The following is a 17,109-nucleotide window of genomic DNA, read 5'->3' as shown; positions in this document are numbered from 1 at the left end:
GGGGGATTGACGGCCAGGGGAGAGGGGGATGAAGGGGGAGAGGTTTCGAGATCAGGTGTCGTGATCACCGGTGGCGGGACCGGGATCGGAAAGGCCTGTGCCCTGGCCTTTGGCGAGGAGGGGGCGAGGTTGGTGGTGGCTGGGAGGCGCGAGGGGCCTCCCAGAGAGACGGTGGATGAGCTCCGGTCGCACAACAGCAGAGGAGAGTATCGAGTCGTGGACATCAGCAGGTCCGATCAGGTGAACGGTCTGGTCGATGGGGTCTTGGAGAGGTTTGGAAGGTTGGATGTGTTTGTGGCGAATGCCTCGATGGTTCTCGTGTCTCCCATAGAAGAGACGACAGATGAGGAGGTTCACCGTCTTGTCGACATCAATATCAAGGGGACCTACTTCCAGCTCCGGAAAGCCGCCATGACGATGAAAGAACAGGGTTTCGGAAACATAGTGGCCATGTCATCCATGTCCGGATTGGTCGGGCATCCGTACATGACCCTCTACTGTGCGACCAAGGCAGTGATTGCGAATATGGTTCGGGCCCTGGCCCTCGAGCTTGCAGCCACGGGTATCAGGGTCAATGCGGTCTGTCCGGGTACCATCGATACGGCCATGCCTCGTGACTACGCTGCTTCCACCGCTGATCCAGAGGCGACGATTCGGAGATTCATCGAGGCAGAACCGATGAAGCGGTTGGGGCGTCCCTCGGAGGTCGCCAGGGTGGTTCTGTTTCTCGCCTCTACTGAGGCCTCCTTTGTAACGGGTTCCACGTACCCGGTGGATGGTGGGTTCCTTGCAGGGAGGTGAGAGCCTTTTCCCCCTCACGGAGTGGCACGGGCGGGTCGCAAGGTGGGCCTAAATGCGAGAAGGAGCAGGGGGTTTCCGAGCCGGGGCGTCGGTCTCGGTTGCATGGCAACACTCATGGGAAAGGAGGTGAGAAGGAAGGGATTTTGCGGTACACCGTGAGGAGAGGTGGGAGTAGATTGCAAACCCCTGAATTGGAAGGAGGGAACGTCATGAGAAGCAGAAAAGCTCTGTTTTTGGCGTTCAGCCTGTTGTTGGTCATGACCGTGAGCATGCTTTTTGTCGTCTCCCAGCCCATGGCAGGGGAGCATCCGCTCAAGGGGAAGAAGATCGACATGGCCATCTTGGGGATTGGTGGTTGGTTGCCGAGCCGGCTGGGGGTGGACATGTCGCCCCTGTTCGCCGAGTACGCCAAGGAGAAGTACGGATACGAGGCCAGGTTCACTTTTGCCGAAGCGCCGTTCTCGGCGCTGTTCCAAAAGGCGGCCTCAACCCTGGCGACACGGTCCCAGGAGTTCAACATCATCATCAGCGACAGCCAGTGGTTGGGCGCTTTTGCCGAACCGGGTTGGATCGTCAAGGTCAGCGATCTCATCAAGAAACACCCCGAGCTGGATATCGACTGGTATGACCCTGTCGTGGTGAACACCTATATGGAGTATCCGGAAGGGTCCGGGGAGCTGTGGGGACTGCCGGAAGAGGGGGACACAATCGCCCTCTTCGTGCGGACGGATCTTTTCCATGATCCGGCCGAGAAGGCGGCCTTCAAGGCCAAGTACGGCATGGATCTGCCTCAAACCTTCGAGGACTTTGAGAACCTGTCGATGACGGACTTCGAAAAGATCGCCGAGTTCTTCACACGGCCCGACAAGGGTCTCTACGGCACGGCCATGCAGTACTCAAAAGAGTACGATTTCATGACCATGTATCTCTATCCCTTCATGTTCTCCATGGGTGGCGATATCTGGGATCCGAGAGAAAGGAAGGTCTACGGGATCCTCAACAGCGAGATCAACGCCGAAGCCATGAAGTGGAACAGACGAATGCTGAATTACCAGCCTCCGGGCGCTGTCAATTACGGGATTGCCGAAGAGATCGACGCGTTCACCCATGACAAGGTCGCCACGGCGTTCCAGTGGGCTGCGGTCGGTCTGGCCATGATCACGGACGAGAACCGAGACAGGGTCATGGTCGTGCCTCCGCCCGGTTTCAAGCAGAAAGACGGATCCTTGAAGCGGCTTTACTCCATTGGCGGCCAGCCGTGGGTGATCAATGCATACAACGACGAGGCCCACATGACCGTGGCCATCGATTTCTTGAAGTGGTGGTACCTGCCCGAGACTCAGCTCGAGTTCGCCAGGCGCGGGGGAAACCCGTGCGTGAAGGCGGTTCTGGAGAAGTCGGGTTTTGAGGAGATCCAACCGTGGTTTCGTGCCTTCAAGTATATGCTCCGTACGGATCGTTCCCGTGACTTCTGGCACGACCCGAAATACTCCGAGATGCTGGCCGCCCAGCAGGAAGCCTTCACGGCGTATGCAACGGGGCAGATCGATGACCCGATGCTGGGCCTCGAATACGCGGCCTGCCAGCAGCAGAAGATCCTGTTCGAGGCCGGCAGGAGCAAGGTTGCCCCTCCGAGCTCGTGTGCAGACGTGAGACTGAGGTAGGGTTGCAAAGTGAAGTGCCGGTGGGCAGGGACGGCCCGCCTGCCCGCCGGTTATTGAGTCTGCTGGTTGTGAGGCGACCGATATGGGAATGGACCGGCTGGAACAAGGAGCGGGCGCGGCGGAAGGAGTGCAACCTCGAAGGGGCATCGGAGCGCGGCTGAGAACCCTGCGTATCCAGTGGATCGACAACTCACGTTACTTTCCCCTGATGTTGCTCTTGCCCGTGCTCCTCTTTTTTCTCATTTGGAACATCATCCCCCTGCTCTGGATGGTGGGGATGAGCTTCTACAACTTCTCCCTCGTTACCGGCAGCCCGCCGAGATTCATCGGTTTTGACAACTTCGTCGATCTCTACAATAGTTTCTCCGTCTGGCTTGCTCTGAGCAAGACCTTTGTCTTTGTCATCTTTGCCGTCGGGATTGAAACGGTGCTCGGGATGCTGCTTGGTTTCCTGTTCTGGGGGAGCACCCGGCTCCCGGGGCGCCGGCTTGCGCTGACACTGCTGTTCTCACCGATGATTCTGACTCCGGCGGCAACAGGTACTTTCTACCGTTTGATCTACGAACCGACTTTCGGGGTGGCCAACTATCTGATAAGCTCGATCTTCGGTGTGAAGATAGACTTCCTGGGCGACAAAGCCTGGGCCCTTGCCTCTGTGCTGCTTGTCGACGTCTGGATGTGGACGCCTTTCATGATCCTGATCACCCTGGCGGCTCTCGGTTCGGTTCCGAAGGCCGAACTGGAGGCGGCCGAGGTGGACCGACTCCCCTGGCCGAAACGCATCTGGTATGTCGTGCTGCCCCACGCCAAGTTCATTCTCATACTGGGTGTCTTGTTGCGGACCATCGACTCCTTCAAGGTCATGGACCTGATCTACCAGCTCACCCGGGGAGGTCCGGGGAACACCACCGAGGTGGTGGGGGTGATGCTGTTCCGTAAGGCGTTCGAAGGGTTTACCATGGGCTGGTCATCGGCACTGGCGGTCGTTACATTGCTGATAGCGATCGCCTTCACCTCGATCTATCTCTATATCCTGAACCTCCGTAGACAGAGAGGAGAGGTCTGATGCAGAGGGGCTGGCGTCAAAGGATATACCATGTCGTGCTCTGGCTCGTGTCGATTGTCTTTTTCTTGCCTGTCCTGTGGATTATTCTGGCGGCCTTCAAGACGAAAAGCGACGTGCTGGCCATACCCCCCAAGTGGATCTTCAGGCCGACCCTGGCCAATTTTGCGGATCTGGTGTCGCGGTACGACTTCATCCCCTCCCTGCGGAACAGTTTTCTGATATCGGCTTCGGCTGTGATCATCGCGATCATTGTTTCTTTCCTGGCCGCTTACAGCTTTTCCCGTTTCAAGCCCCGGGGTACCAACTTCCTGATGTTCATACTGCTTTCCATACGTATGGTGCCGGCTGCCGCGGTTGTGGTTCCGATCTTCCTGATGTACACTGCTTTTGGGTGGAAAGACACGTTCTGGGGAGTCATGCTCTTCTATGCCATGTTCAGCATTCCATTTTCCGTCTGGATTCTGAAGGGCTTTGTTGACGGCGTCTCCCCCCGCTACGACGAGACCGGGCTTGTCAACGGCGGATCGAGACTCCACGTCCTGTTTCGGGTCGTATTGCCCCAGGTCCGGCCTGGACTGATTGCGGCCTTCATCTTCAACCTGATCTTCGTTTGGAACGAGTTTCTGTTCAACTTCATCATCGGCGGAAGGCGGACGACCATGATCCCTGTAAGCCTGGTGACCGGCTCCCTGGCCCAGGGAGGGGTTGATTGGACCTTTGTGGCTTCTCTGGCCTCGGTGTATCTGGTGCCGCCGGTTCTGGCCATCTACTTCTTCCAGAAGTATCTCCTGGTCGGCATGACCTTCGGGACCGTGAGGGGGGAGGTATGATGCAGGGTATTGGAAGACGACCGTTTGCCTCGGCCATGCAGGCGATTCTGGTGGCCCTGCTGCTCTTGAGTTTCGTGCTGATCACCCAACAGCTTAGCAAGGCCCTCTACCAGGTGGGATTCGTGCTGCTGGCAGCCTCCACCTTTGTCCAGATTGTCTTCGGCAATGTCCCGCCGACCGCCAACTTCAGGCAATCGATGAGGCTTCTGGGCACAGGGTTGGCGATAGTTGCTGCGGTATTTGCCCTGGGTATCATCCTAGCGCCCTATCTGGTCAATCTCGGACGGCGGTGAGTCTGTGATTGCGGTTGAGCTGCGCGAAGTTACCAAGATGTACGGCCGGGTACCGGTTCTCCAGGGCGTGAATCTGACCGTAGAGGCCGGTACCTTCATGGTGATCTACGGTCCCCCTGCCTGCGGGAAGTCGGTCCTGGTCCGGTTGTTGACAGGGCTCGAGAAACCGAGTACAGGGCAGATCCTTCTCCGGGGAATCGAGGCAGGAGACGCCGACCCGGGAGAACGGAACATCGGATATGTCCCGCAGTCCTTTGCGCTGTACCCGCATTTCCGGGTCCATGAGAATATCGCCTATCCCCTGTCATTGATGAAAGTCCCCAGGAGCCGCATCGAACCGACAGTCCGGCAGGTGGCGCAGCAGCTCCAAATCGTGCCCCTTCTCGACAAGCGCCCCGACCAGTTGAGCGGTGGGGAGAAGCAGCGGGTGGCCCTTGCGCGGGGTATCGTGAAGCGCACCGAGATCTACGTCTTGGACGATCCTCTGACCGGACTGGACTTCAAGCTCCGCGAGCAGCTCTTTGACGATCTGAAGGAGATGCAGGAGTCGCTGCAGGCCACATTTATCTACACGACTTCTGATCCGCTGGAGACACTGGCGCTGGCCGATCATGTTGCGATCCTGGACGGTGGCCGCATTGTCGAAACCGGACCCATCGAGAGGGTCTACCTGGAACCGCAGCACGTGCGGACGATGGAACTGCTGGGTTTTCCCCATGCCAACCGGTTTGAGGGTCATTTGTACAGCCGATCGGGGCGGGTGTGGTGCCGGACGAGGCTGTTTGAATTCCCGGTTCACCCGGTTGAATCCGCTGATTTGCTTGGTGCGATGCATAACGTCGACGTGGTTGTCCGGCCGCAGGACATCGTACTGGAGCTGGATGAGACGGGCTTCTTGAGGTGTGAAGCCCGGGTTGTGTTGCGGGAGGATTTGGGGGCCGAAGTCATTGTCTATCTGGACGGAGAGGAGATCTCCCTGGTGACCGTCGTGCCCCATGCCAAGGATGATCTGATCGCCAGAGATACGCTGGCGATAGGGGTGCGGCCTTCGGCCGTTGTGCTTTTCTCTCCGGAAACGGGTCGAAGAATCGGGCAGGGGGCTGCAGGTCATGTCTGAAATTCGTCTGGTCGACCTCCGCAAGGAATTCGACGATGTCGTGGCTGTCCGGGACGTGACCATTACCTTTCCCAGCGGCACGGTTACGGGTCTGCTGGGACCTTCCGGGTGTGGCAAGACGACGATGATGCGAATGATCGCGGGCCTGGAGCGGCAGACCGCGGGAGAGGTCTATTTCGACAATGAGAGAGTTACAGATCTTCCGCCTCGTGAGCGGAGGATCGGAATGGTCTTCCAGTATCCCGTCGTCTACCGCGGCATCAGTGTGTATCGTAACATCGAGCTGCCCCTGATGGAGGAGAAGTTGTCCGGGGAAGAGCGAAAAAGGCGTATCCAAGAGGTCGTCGAGATCTTGGGGCTGCAGGAGAGCATCGACAAGGATACGGCGCAGTTGGACATGGGAACCCGCCAGAAGGTCGCAGTTGCCCGTGCCGTGGCACGCCAGCCCAGGATTATCCTGTTCGACGAGCCGATCACCAATGTGGATGTCGAAGCCAGGGTTCAACTCAAACGGGCTCTCAAAGAGTTGACCAAACAGAGGGACCAGACCGTCATCTACGTAACCCACGACCAGACCGAGGCCATGACGCTTGCCGATCAAATCGCCCTGATGAAAGACGGCCGGATCGTTCAGTGCGATGCGCCGAGGAGACTCTACAACCAGCCGAATGACGTGTTCGGCGGGTGGTTTCTCGGCAATCCGGGTATGAACTTCTTCGATCACGATGTGGAGACGTCGGATGGTTCCCAACGATTGACATCACCGCTTTTCCCCGGTCCGGTGGAGATATACGGAGCAGACGGAGCACGTCGGGTTACCATTGGTATCCGCCCTGAACATGTCAGGATCAGCCTGGAGCAGACGTCCAGGTCGGTCCGTGGCAGGATCTCCCGCAAGTTCATCGTCGTAGGTGGCCAGTACCTGCTTTCCATCGAATTTGGCGAGCGGCTCCTGAAGGTGAAAGTCGACCCTGTGCTTGGCCGGCAGGTACAGGATGAGGTATGGGTCGAGTGTCCACTCGAGTGGGTTACGGTGTTCGGGCCGGATGGGCATCGACTCGGGGCGGCGCTGTCGGTGGATCGGCCGGGGAAAAACACGGGTCTGATTTCCTGAAGACCGCCTGAGGGCATCCTTCTCAGTAATTTGCCAAATTAGCTCGAAAACGGCCGAATCTGAACGCCAAACGGCTCTCTTCAGCCGGTTTTGAAAAAAGCCAGGCTTGCATTTTTTGGCTTTTTTGAATATGGAATCCATATTCCACGATCCTCCAGGATGAAGGGTAGAGGAGGCCTGGGAAGGGCGGGAAGCCCCGCACCCGGGTGCAGGTATCGGAAATCGTCCGGGAATGCACAGATGATCCAGACAGGATTGATCTCGGATAGCCGCCTCGTTTCCCCTCTGATTCGGGGGATGAGGATCCTGGAGTTGCTGTCAAGGGAAGCTCCTCTCTCACTCGAGAAGATATCCAGCCAGACAGGGATCCCCCGTACCTCGGTTTTCAGGCTTTTGAATACCTTAGAGGCTCTCGGATACGCCGAACGGGAGCAGATCAGGGGTATCGATCATTGGATGCTCGGCCTGAAGCTTCTCGACCTGACGAGTTCAAAGCTCTCCAAGCTGGACCTGAGAAAGGAAGTCAGGAGAACCATGGAAGAGCTGGCCGAGAAGACCGATGAATTCGTTCAACTCGGCGTGCTGTACGGGGGCAAGGTGATGTATATCGATCATGTAAAACGACCGAAACCTCTGGCCATGTACGCGGAGGTCGGAAGTCAACTGCCCATCAATGTGAGTGCCGCCGGGATGGTTCTGGCTGCAGCCCTCGATGACAAAGAACTGGGCAAGCTGCTCAGGGAGCAGGATTTCCCTGCAAATACTCCCAATGCACCGACGGACCCGGATGAGCTGCGAAGAATCCTGATGGATGTCGCCCGCCAGGGGTTTGCGATCGACGACCAGCAGTACGCAGTCGGTATCCGGTGCATAGCCGCGCCGATCCTAAACCATGACGGCCGGGTAATTGCCGCGATCAATATCACCGGTTCCCTGCTCAGCATGACCGATGACCGCATGGATACCCTGATCGACGAGGTGAGGGGTGCGGCACTGGAGGCCTCGAAAAAGATGGGGTACCCCGGAGAATCGATTGCAGGGCCTCTCAGGCCTGAGGGTGTTTGAGCGATTCGGCCGGACCGTGGAAGAACGGAGGGCGAGGAGGAGGGCTTGATGGCCAGAGTTCTGCTGAAGAATCTGGTAAAGAATTTTGACGAAGTGACGGCGGTAAAGGACCTCAACCTCGAAATAGAGGACAGGGGGTTTGTGGTGCTTGTTGGACCTTCGGGGTGTGGAAAAACGACGGTTCTCCGCATCATCGCCGGGTTGGAGTCACCCACAGAGGGTGACGTCTACATCGATGATACCCGGGTCAACGAGGTGAGCCCGAAGGACAGGGACGTGGGCATGGTTTTTCAGAACTATGCGCTCTTCCCCCATCTCAATGTGTACGAAAACATGGCCTTTGGTCTCAGGCTGAGAAAGTTCCCCAAGGAGGAGATAGAGAAGAGGGTGCATGAGGCTGCAAACCTGTTGGGCATAGCGGATCTTCTCCGGAGAAAGCCCGGTCAGCTGTCGGGAGGCCAGCGGCAGCGGGTGGCGGTGGGCCGGGCCATTGCCAGGAAACCGAGGGTTTACCTCTTTGACGAACCCCTGAGCAACCTCGACGCGAAGATGCGGGTTCAGATGCGGGCCGAATTCGAGAAACTCCACGAGAGAACCGAGACGACCTTCGTCTATGTGACCCACGACCAGGTGGAGGCCATGACTCTGGCCGATCGGATCGTAGTCATGAAAGACGGAGAGCTCCAGCAGTCGGGCGAGCCATTCGAGCTTTTCGAAAGACCCGTCAACATGTTTGTTGCCGGTTTTATCGGGAGTCCTTCGATCAATTTCATCCCTTTGAAGGTGGCCGGGGGCGACTCGGGACTCCGCCTGCAGGGAGGGTCCCTGGACATCGAGTGCCCGGCAGACCTTGAGGAAGGACTTATGCCTTACAAGGGGAAGGAGGTCGTTCTGGGGATCCGGCCGGAACACGTCTACACTTCCCCGCCGGCGGGTCGTGACTCTCAGAGGCCGGATCTGAGGGCGGAGGTCGAAGTCTGCGAGCCCACAGGTACGAACGTCTATCTCTTTCTCGTCTCCGATTCGTTCAGGTTCGTATCCGTGGTGAGTGCCAAGAGGCGGCCCAGGCCCCATGACCGCGTCGACGTCTGGTTCGACATGGGAGAGATGCACTTCTTCGACCCTGCAACGGAGAAGGCGATCCTGTCGCCTGGTTGACCTTGTCCGTGAGGATGTATCTCGAGGGTTCCGGCCCTTGTACTCTGCATTGCCGAGAAAGGAGGTGAAAGGCTGAGCATCGTGTCTCGATCGTATTTCTAGCCAAAACAGGGAGGTGACTTATGAAGAGATTTGGATTCGGATTCTTGGCCTTGTTTGCCCTCTGTCTGGCGTTGGTGCTCTCGACACCGGTTGCGGCGGGCAACAGACCCTTTGAGGGCGTCACCATCAACATCGGGGTTCTGGCCGCGGGCCAAAGGGGAGCCATCTCTGGAGCACTCTACCAGTGGCGGCCCCAGTGGGAGGAGATGACCGGTGCCAAGCTCAATATTATCGAGGTTCCCATCGCTCAGATCCGTGAAAAGATCATGACCGACCTCTACACGGGAGCAGGGGGATTCGACGGCTTTGACGGCCCGGTCTGGTTGATGGGGGATCTGGTCAAGGGCGATTTTCTGGTTCCCATCGAGAAATGGATGAACGACCCCCGATTCCCCAAATGGAATCCCGATGATGTGGTAGAGCCCCAGCGCTCGATCCACTTCTGGAAAGGGGTTCGCTATCTTGCCTCCAACGACTACGACTGCCATACCCTGATCTATCGAAAAGACATTCTTACCGATCCGAAATGGCAGGAGGCCTTCAAGAAAGAGAAGGGATACGCCTACCATGTGCCTCCCCGAACCTGGGAGGAACTGGCCGATGTTGCGGAGTTTTTCAACGGCAAGGATTGGAACGGCGACGGCAAGCCGGACCACGGGATCTCCCAGTCCTGGAAGAAGGGGGAGCAGGCCATGTGGCACTTCTTCTCCCTCGCCTCGGCCTATATGATAGTTCCAGGAGCCGAGGAGGGTCGTGTGACCGACGCGAGCAACGCCTACTGGTTCGACCCCGAGGATATGAGGCCGCTGATCAACGAGCCCGGCTATGTGCGGGCCATGGAGATGGCCGTTCGCCTGTACAAGGCCGGTTCCCCTGCCCAGGCAGGCTGGGGACTGGGCGAGATGTGGGGGGATTTTCTGGCAGGCAATGCCATCTTCAACTACGGCTATGGCGACCACGGCGCCCTGGTCCAGGAAGAGGAACGGTCCAAGGTAAAGGGGAAGATAGGCTGCAGCATCCTTCCGGGGACCAAGGAGGTCTGGAACGCCGCCACCAAGAAGTGGGTGAAGATGGACAAACCGAATTTCGTTGTCAACACGATCGGGCCCTCCTGGAGCATCTTTATTTTCAAGCAGACCAAGCATCCGGAGGCCGTCTATCACCTGGCCGCCTTCCATGCCCGGAGTGATGTCCATTTCTGGAACGTTACCCATGGGTTCACGGGGATCAACATGGGAACCTACACCGAGTTCTTCAAGGACCACGGAGGCCAGGCGACGGTCGACAGTTGGGTCGAGTCCGGCTGGAACCGCAACGATGCGATTGAGTACGAGAAAGCCTTCTACGAGAACTACTTCATGGGCAAGGTCTGGCTGCCCAACCTGAGAATCCCCGGTACCTTCCAGTACGTGGATGCCCTGGATGAACAGTTACAGGCAGCCATCACCGGGCAGCTCAGCCCCAAAAAGGCCCTCGATCGCTGTGCTCAGGACTGGGAGGACATCACGGATCAACTGGGAAGATCCGAGCAGCTCAGGTACTTCAGGGAAGACGTAGGCTACACGAAGTAGCAGTGTCCGGGTGGATGAGGGGGAAGGACGGGTTCTCCTCCCTCATCCCCCTTGAGGGGCAAGGATGGAATATCTCATACTCGGGTTTCCGGTTTCACGGTGGATCGTGGTCTTTATCGGCCTGCTGGTTATCCTCTTCATCCTTCGTCAGATACCGAGTCAGACAAGGGAGAGACACATAAAGGTCCTGCTCCTGGCTCCGGCCATTGTCTGGATCGTGGGAATGGTCATCTATCCACTCTTCTACGCCCTGTATATCAGCTTTCTCCACAAGGGGGCCGGGGTGACCACCTCCTTTGCCGGTCTCTCGAACTACTCTAGGGTTTTTCGAGATTACAAGTTCTGGGCCTCGGTCCGGTTCACCGCGATTTTTGTCGCCGTGGCAGTAAGCGTGGAGCTCGGGCTGGGCCTGATCATGGCCATCCTGGTCAACCGCGAGATCAAGGGAAAGCGGTTTTTCAGGCTGGTATTCCTGCTGCCGCTTTTCACACCCCCCGTGGCCCTGGGGTTTCTAGCCTTTACCCTGGTCTTCGAGACCGGCCCCCTCAACAGTTTTCTCTCCCTCTTTGGTATGGGGCCTGTGGCCTGGACAGCCGACCCCAAGGTGGCCCCCTTCACGATCATCCTGCTCGACATATGGGAATGGACCCCGTTCTGTTTTCTGGTCATTCTGGCGGGTCTCCAGCTGGTACCCGAGGATCTGGCCGAGGCGGCCTATCTCGACACGAACTCCGATTTGGAGGTTTTTCGCCGTGTGACCTTCCCATTTCTCCGCCCGGCCTTTCTGACCGCGCTGATGTTGCGCCTCATAGAAGCCTTGAAACTCTTCGACGTGCCCTATGCCCTCACATACGGAGGGCCGGGCTTGGCAACTGAGAGTTATTCGATTTTTACATACAAGACGGCTCTCAAGCACTTCACCCTGGGCCGAGGGGCGGCTCTGGCTTTTCTCTTTCTCCTTGCGATCCTGATTCTCTTTTCGCTCCTCTTCAGGATCAGCCGGTTCACCGAGGTCTACGAATGAGGAGAGATCGACCTTCGACCGAGAGGGCGGACAGAACCTCCTGTTTCGCCGGAGAGGAGAGCAAAGGGGGCGAATATGTACAGTGGTAGATCGAGCAGGCCGACATCCATCCTTGTCTATGCGGTTCTGATCCTCTTGAGCATCTGGGCCGTTTTTCCCTTTTACTGGGTGATTGTGACCTCCTTCAAGCATCCCAAGGACACGCTGGGGACGAAGCTCATTCCCTTTGTTGACTATCAACCCACCCTGGAGAACTGGAAACAGGAGATCGGCAGGCGCTGGCCGGAGCTTTCAAAGGGGCTCAAGAACAGCCTCTCAATTGCCGTGACGACCTCTCTGCTCACCCTGTTCCTGGGGAGCATGGCCGGGTTCAGTCTGGCCAGGTATCGTTTCCGGAGGTGGAGCAACAAGAATATACTGATCTTTTTCCTCTCCCAGAGAATGCTGCCTCCCGTGGTTCTCGTCATCCCCTTCCTGCTCATGTTCAAGGCTGCCAGGCTGGTGGACTCCCAACTCGCCCTCATCCTGGTCAATACGACTATCAACCTCCCTTTCGTTGTGCTCATCATGCGCGACATCTTCAGGGAGATCCCGCCCGAGTTGGATGAGGCGGCCCGTGTCGAGGGATGCAGCAGCTTTGCCATCTTCTACAAGGTGGCTCTCCCACTGGCCGGTTCCGGTCTTGTAGCGGCGGGGATCCTCGTCTTTGCCTTTACCTGGAACGAATACCTCTTTGCCTTGAGTCTGGCCTACCAGCGGGCTGTGACGATTCCCCTCCAGATCGCCGGTACGGGAAATGTCCAGGGGGTTCAGTTCTGGATCACATCGGTGCGCGGTCTGGTGGCAGTCCTCCCTCCGGTCGTCCTGGCTCTCTCTGTCCAGCGTTTCATAGTGCGGGGGCTGACCTTCGGAGCCCTGAAGGGCTGAGAAGGGACAGAGAGGCCCGCCCGCCTCCGGGGTCTCACCTCATAGGGCCGGGCAAAGAGGAAACAACGCAAAGGGGGCAGTGCGTGAACCTCACTGGAGTGTGGCTTTGACGTCTCCGGCCACCCTGGTAGGTATGCCGAGATGGAGGCAGGTTGCGACCAGCTCTTCGAGGATTTCTCCATACCCGATGGTTATATGGTTCGACATATGGGAGGCCATGCACTGGTCCCGCCCGTAGCCGGGAATGTGCACGTTTGCAATGGGCCACTCGGCCGTGGTCTTTTCCAGGCGATCCCTGACTTCTTGTTCCGGCAGTTCCAGGACTTCCCCTGTTCCGCAGTCCATGCCGATTTCGCCGAAGCGCTCGTAGAAGCGCGCCCAGGTGATCTTCCCTGGTTTCGAGACGCCTGAGCAGGTCCCGCCGCCGAGGGGAAAGTACATCTTCGGTTGGCGATAGACCTTCACTCTGTTCCAGCCGCCGAAATGAGCGGGCGGTGCACCACCGGAAATCTCGAGGACCCAGACAAACCTGCCCTCGTACTGCCGGCCCCAACGGATGTCGTGGAGAGTGGTCTCAGGCGGCATGCCCTTCAGCTGGTAGATGTCGTGCATGAGTACCTGCGGGACACCCGACCCAATGTCTCCTTCGTTGAAATGGACTATGGGCTTGCCCTGGCAGACCACTCCACCCGTCTCAGGATCGACCACGTCGGGACGGTCTGAGTTGTTCAGCATCCCCTCAACGAGATCCGAGGCGGGCACCGAACGGACGAGACCATACTGGTAGGGGATGCCTATGGCACTGAGCCCGTAGCGCTGGTAGATCCGTGCTGCCGCGGAGTACATCTTCATCTGGGTCAATACCTGACTGTGGACGAGATGATCCCGGTAGTCCGTACCCCAGTCGAACCAAACCCCCTTCCCGACGAGCCAATTCAAATGGTTCTGGGCTTCCTCATCCGATACGAGAGACATCTCCGCAACCAGGTCCGACTGGTTCAGCAACTCGATGGGCGTACCCATGGCTCCCAGTTTGGCGGGATTCATGACGGCATTAAGCATCCCCATGCACCCCGGGTCGAGCTGTCCCATGATCCGCTTGTTGCGGATGATATCCCGAGCGAGTCTTTCGCCGAGGCTCTGAGCCTCCGGGGACAATCTGAGCCTTTGAGCCTCCACGAGGTGTGACGAATCGTACTGAATCACCCCGCTGTCGCACCACGCAGAGAGCCGCTCCATGAAGACCGGGTCGTCCGTAAAGGTCTCGCTCCACAGGCGCGAATGTTTCACCCAGAGCCTCTCCAGGGTGGCGGCGTGGTTCAGGAGTGAGACGAGACCCGGCCAGGTACCGTCGAAGTTGGCCACGAGGAGGATCGGGCCCTTGTGGGTCTGGAGGCTGCCCGCCACGTGGTGGGCATAGGCCCAGGAGCTGAGCACCACCGCCACGGGAGCGGTCGGGTCGATATTCGAGAACACACGAGCCCCCTCGTACTGTCTTGTCAGGAATCCGTGTTTGCGTCCGGCATCATACCCGGGGAGAACCTCGGTCTCCCGGCCGAGTCTGGCGAAGGCCTGGCTGACCGCCTCCAGCGTCTCCTCCTGTTTCGGCCAGCAGACCTCGCCCACGGAATCACGAAAATCCCCGTTTGAGATGAGGTAGATCTTCTTCCCCTTCATTCTCTCCCTCCTTGCGGGTCCCCCCGGTCCGAAGGCCCAGGATTATCGCCCTTCCCCGCTGTTTGCCGCCTCTGCTACTTCTGGTGCTCCCTGGCGTATTCGTATATCCTCTGGATCTTCGGCTCTGACCTTCCTCCCGGGGTATATTCCGAATTCATCCAGATCGTGACCAGGCTCTTGGCAAGCTCAACCCCGGTCACCTGGGAGCCGAGGGTCATGATGTTGGCGTTGTTGCTCTTTCTGGACCGCTCTGTCGAGTATGCATTGGCGCAGAGGGCGGCATAGGCTCCCGGCACCTTGTTCGCCGCGATGCACATGCCGATCCCGGTGCCGCAGATGAGAATGGCACGATCGTGTTTTCCCGATGCCACTGCTTCAGCGACCCTGATCGCGACGTTTGCGTAAATGGGATCCTCGCTTCCGTAGTCCTCCCACTCGTAGCCGAGATCGTTGAGGTGTTTCTTTATCACCTCCTTGAGTTCAGCAGCGTTGGGGTCGCATCCGATGGCTATGGTCTTCATATGGGATCCTCCTCTTCTCGGTTTGGATCTGAATATCTATACCATGAAAATCGCTCTCTCCGCCACAGGAACCCCGCCTACAAAGGGGGCAGCGTAAGGGTCGGCCGCCGGTGCAGGGAAGGTCCGTACAGTCCTATTTCCCCATCGGTCCGGCCTCCACGGTCGGACTACTGAGGTATCAGCACGACCTTTGTGCTCTCCTTGGTCTCAAACTTGCGGTACCCCTCCTCCCACCTCTCGATTGGCAGGATATCGGTCACCAGAGGTCTGGTCTTCACGACGCCCCTTTCCAGCAGTTTGAGAGACCTCTCCCAGGCCGTCCACCGCTGGCTGAAACATCCGCTCACCCGGAGCTCCTTGTATGCTATCTTCTCGAAATTGATCTCGAAGGGCATTCCGAAAAGGCCGATCTGTGCGTAAACACCCTGCTTCTTGATCACCTCCAGCCCGACTCTGGCAGCCTCAGGAGCCCCGGAACACTCAAGCACCACGTCCACTCCTCTGCCGCGGGTAGCCGTCTCCAGAATTCCCGTCAGATCCTCCTGTTCCACGTTCACGCACTCCTCGAACCCGAGAGACCTGGCCAGATCGAAGCGCTTCGCATCCTGCGAGGTTCCGGAAATGATCACCCTCGCCCCTTCTGACCTTGCAACCTGGGCGGCCAGTAGCCCGATAGCACCCATTCCCGAAACCAGAACCGTGTCTCCCGGGTCGATGCGGGAGAGTTCGATGGCCCCGTGGATCACCACAGAGAGGGGCTCACAGAGTGCACCGGAGACAAAATCCACGTTGTCCGGGAGTCTGTGGAGCCTCTTGTCCGGGATAACGACGTACTTGGTAAAGGCCCCGTTGAACCAGAAGCCTATCCCCTTCCGTTCGGTGCAGAGGTTGTAGTTTCCGGTGCGGCAGTACTCACACCGCTCGCACACCGAGAAAGCCGTCTCACCTGTCACCCTGTCGCCCACGTGCCAGTCGGAGACGCCTGATCCGACCTCTACGATCACCCCGCAGAACTCATGGCCCACAACCACAGGGGTCCTTATGGGAATGTCTATCTCGTCGTGGTATATGTGGAGGTCCGAGCCGCAGATGCCGGCTCCCTTGACCTCGATCTTGACCTGATTCGCATCCGGAGAGGGTTCCGGAACCTCGCGAATCTCCATGTTTCCCTCGCCCCTTGCATACTTGACCAATGCCTTCATCAATCCTTTCCTCCCGTCACGTTCGTTCTTTCACTTGCAGGCCCCCGGCCCCGGGGTCTCGACCCGAAAAATCCGCTCCTGTTACCGTCGGTGCCTCTCTCCACAAGGGGGACCACGACCGGTATCCCCCTTTCAGCCTTTCACGGCATCCGGAAGCTTCGAGATACCGCCGGCCCGGACCTTTTCAAACAGGGCATTGTTGAAACGACCCAAGCCGAGGAGTAGGAATCTTACCGTTGCCGGCAGGAAAACTATGCAGGGAGGCATGAACGAGGGGTCATTCGCTGTCCAAGTTTGAGATTGAGTGACCAGACGACGCACCCCGGGGTCTTTTCTCCACACAACGCTCCAGTCATGCTCGGCCCCGAAAAGTCTCCACTCGGATTCCCGCTTGGGGCGACCCCCACCGTTTCCAACCTATCACCCCGCCCTTTTGGTGTCAATGGGACGAATCACAGGACTTTCCCCAGAATTTTGGAGGGTAGTGAGGTAAGTTATTGGGAGGCAAGGGGAAGCTGATATGAAGAAGTGGAAATGGGGGTTCCTCCTATGGTAGAAGAGTTTCGAGGGAGAATTTTGAGGAAACTCTCAGGACCGCAAGGAGGAACCCATGGACAATGATAGCAAAATTGCTGGAAAAATCAAAATTTGCCCATAAGATCTCTTGTGGCTTTCAGAAGCCTGGAAGGAAGTTTATGGTTCAGATGCTTTATGGGATTCAGGCAAGCAAGGATGTGAAGCTCTCCAGCATCTCAAGGAGCTTAAACGAACAGATTCCTTTGATTAAGACCGAGGGAAGGTTATCGAGGAATATCGGCAAGCACGATCTCACGGGGCAGATAAACGGAAACTTATTGGCCGATGGTGCGGGCAGGGTAAATCCCGATGCGGTGATAGCCCTGGATATTTCTGATATTGATAAGCCGTATGCGAGGAAGATGGAGAATTTAGCCTTGGTGAGGGATGGTAGTACGGGA

General features: G+C 57.8%; 16 protein-coding genes. 13 read left to right on the top strand and 3 right to left on the bottom strand.

From position 1 onward, the window contains the following. The first annotated feature begins 6 nt into the window (after window positions 1-6). The 12 genes from JRJ26_06860 to JRJ26_06805 all read left to right on the top strand — a co-directional run bounded on the left by JRJ26_06860 (window position 7) and on the right by JRJ26_06805 (window position 12,732). Window positions 7-801, top strand: a complete 795-nt coding sequence (locus tag JRJ26_06860) for an SDR family oxidoreductase (protein ID MBW2057200.1) — start codon at window positions 7-9, stop codon at window positions 799-801. A gap of 209 nt (window positions 802-1,010) precedes the next feature. Then, window positions 1,011-2,465: an extracellular solute-binding protein gene (locus JRJ26_06855; protein MBW2057199.1), complete on the top strand. Its 1,455-nt coding sequence runs from the start codon at window positions 1,011-1,013 to the stop codon at window positions 2,463-2,465. 88 nt (window positions 2,466-2,553) lie between these two features. Next, entirely contained in the window at window positions 2,554-3,531 is a 978-nt protein-coding gene (locus JRJ26_06850; GenBank protein MBW2057198.1) for a sugar ABC transporter permease, read from the top strand. Continuing rightward, window positions 3,531-4,361, top strand: a complete 831-nt coding sequence (locus JRJ26_06845; protein ID MBW2057197.1) for a carbohydrate ABC transporter permease — start codon at window positions 3,531-3,533, stop codon at window positions 4,359-4,361. The genes JRJ26_06850 and JRJ26_06845 overlap by 1 nt, the downstream gene beginning before the upstream one ends. Next, window positions 4,358-4,654 carry a hypothetical protein gene (locus JRJ26_06840; GenBank protein ID MBW2057196.1) on the top strand — a complete coding sequence of 99 codons (297 nt, stop codon included), beginning with the start codon at window positions 4,358-4,360 and terminating at the stop codon, window positions 4,652-4,654. The genes JRJ26_06845 and JRJ26_06840 overlap by 4 nt, the downstream gene beginning before the upstream one ends. Before the next feature lie 4 nt (window positions 4,655-4,658). Continuing rightward, window positions 4,659-5,771, top strand: coding sequence for an ABC transporter ATP-binding protein (locus JRJ26_06835; protein MBW2057195.1), 1,113 nt, complete (start codon window positions 4,659-4,661; stop codon window positions 5,769-5,771). After that, entirely contained in the window at window positions 5,764-6,885 is a 1,122-nt protein-coding gene (locus tag JRJ26_06830) for an ABC transporter ATP-binding protein (GenBank protein MBW2057194.1), read from the top strand. Before JRJ26_06835 ends, JRJ26_06830 begins: the two co-directional genes overlap by 8 nt. Before the next feature lie 240 nt (window positions 6,886-7,125). Continuing rightward, a complete protein-coding gene (locus JRJ26_06825; protein ID MBW2057193.1) occupies window positions 7,126-7,950 on the top strand; it encodes an IclR family transcriptional regulator in 825 nt (274 codons plus the stop codon). 48 nt (window positions 7,951-7,998) lie between these two features. Next, on the top strand, window positions 7,999-9,108 hold the full coding sequence (locus tag JRJ26_06820; GenBank protein ID MBW2057192.1) for an ABC transporter ATP-binding protein: 1,110 nt from the start codon (window positions 7,999-8,001) through the stop codon (window positions 9,106-9,108). A 122-nt stretch (window positions 9,109-9,230) separates the two neighbouring features. Continuing rightward, window positions 9,231-10,781, top strand: coding sequence for an extracellular solute-binding protein (locus JRJ26_06815; protein ID MBW2057191.1), 1,551 nt, complete (start codon window positions 9,231-9,233; stop codon window positions 10,779-10,781). Between the two features lie 64 nt (window positions 10,782-10,845). Next, complete coding sequence (locus JRJ26_06810; protein MBW2057190.1) at window positions 10,846-11,805, top strand: sugar ABC transporter permease; 960 nt, start codon at window positions 10,846-10,848, stop codon at window positions 11,803-11,805. 75 nt (window positions 11,806-11,880) lie between these two features. Then, window positions 11,881-12,732 carry a carbohydrate ABC transporter permease gene (locus JRJ26_06805; protein MBW2057189.1) on the top strand — a complete coding sequence of 284 codons (852 nt, stop codon included), beginning with the start codon at window positions 11,881-11,883 and terminating at the stop codon, window positions 12,730-12,732. A gap of 90 nt (window positions 12,733-12,822) precedes the next feature. Here the strand turns inward: JRJ26_06805 and JRJ26_06800 are convergent, their stop codons facing one another. The 3 genes from JRJ26_06800 to JRJ26_06790 form a co-directional block, all read right to left on the bottom strand. Continuing rightward, window positions 12,823-14,409 carry a hypothetical protein gene (locus JRJ26_06800; GenBank protein ID MBW2057188.1) on the bottom strand — a complete coding sequence of 529 codons (1,587 nt, stop codon included), beginning with the start codon at window positions 14,407-14,409 and terminating at the stop codon, window positions 12,823-12,825. 74 nt (window positions 14,410-14,483) lie between these two features. Beyond that, a complete protein-coding gene (locus tag JRJ26_06795; GenBank protein MBW2057187.1) occupies window positions 14,484-14,930 on the bottom strand; it encodes an RpiB/LacA/LacB family sugar-phosphate isomerase in 447 nt (148 codons plus the stop codon). Window positions 14,931-15,097: 167 nt separating this feature from the next. Then, complete coding sequence (locus JRJ26_06790; GenBank protein MBW2057186.1) at window positions 15,098-16,132, bottom strand: zinc-binding dehydrogenase; 1,035 nt, start codon at window positions 16,130-16,132, stop codon at window positions 15,098-15,100. Between the two features lie 617 nt (window positions 16,133-16,749). Here JRJ26_06790 and JRJ26_06785 point away from each other — a divergent pair. Next, on the top strand, window positions 16,750-17,109 hold a 360-nt coding region (locus JRJ26_06785; protein MBW2057185.1), incomplete at its 3' end, for a transposase.

The sequence above is a fragment of the Deltaproteobacteria bacterium genome (assembly GCA_019308905.1).
Classification (GTDB): Bacteria; Desulfobacterota; BSN033; order WVXP01; family WVXP01; genus JAFDHF01.
The sequence above is the reverse complement of the archived record's forward strand: the minus strand, read 5'-3'. Positions and strand labels throughout refer to the sequence as shown.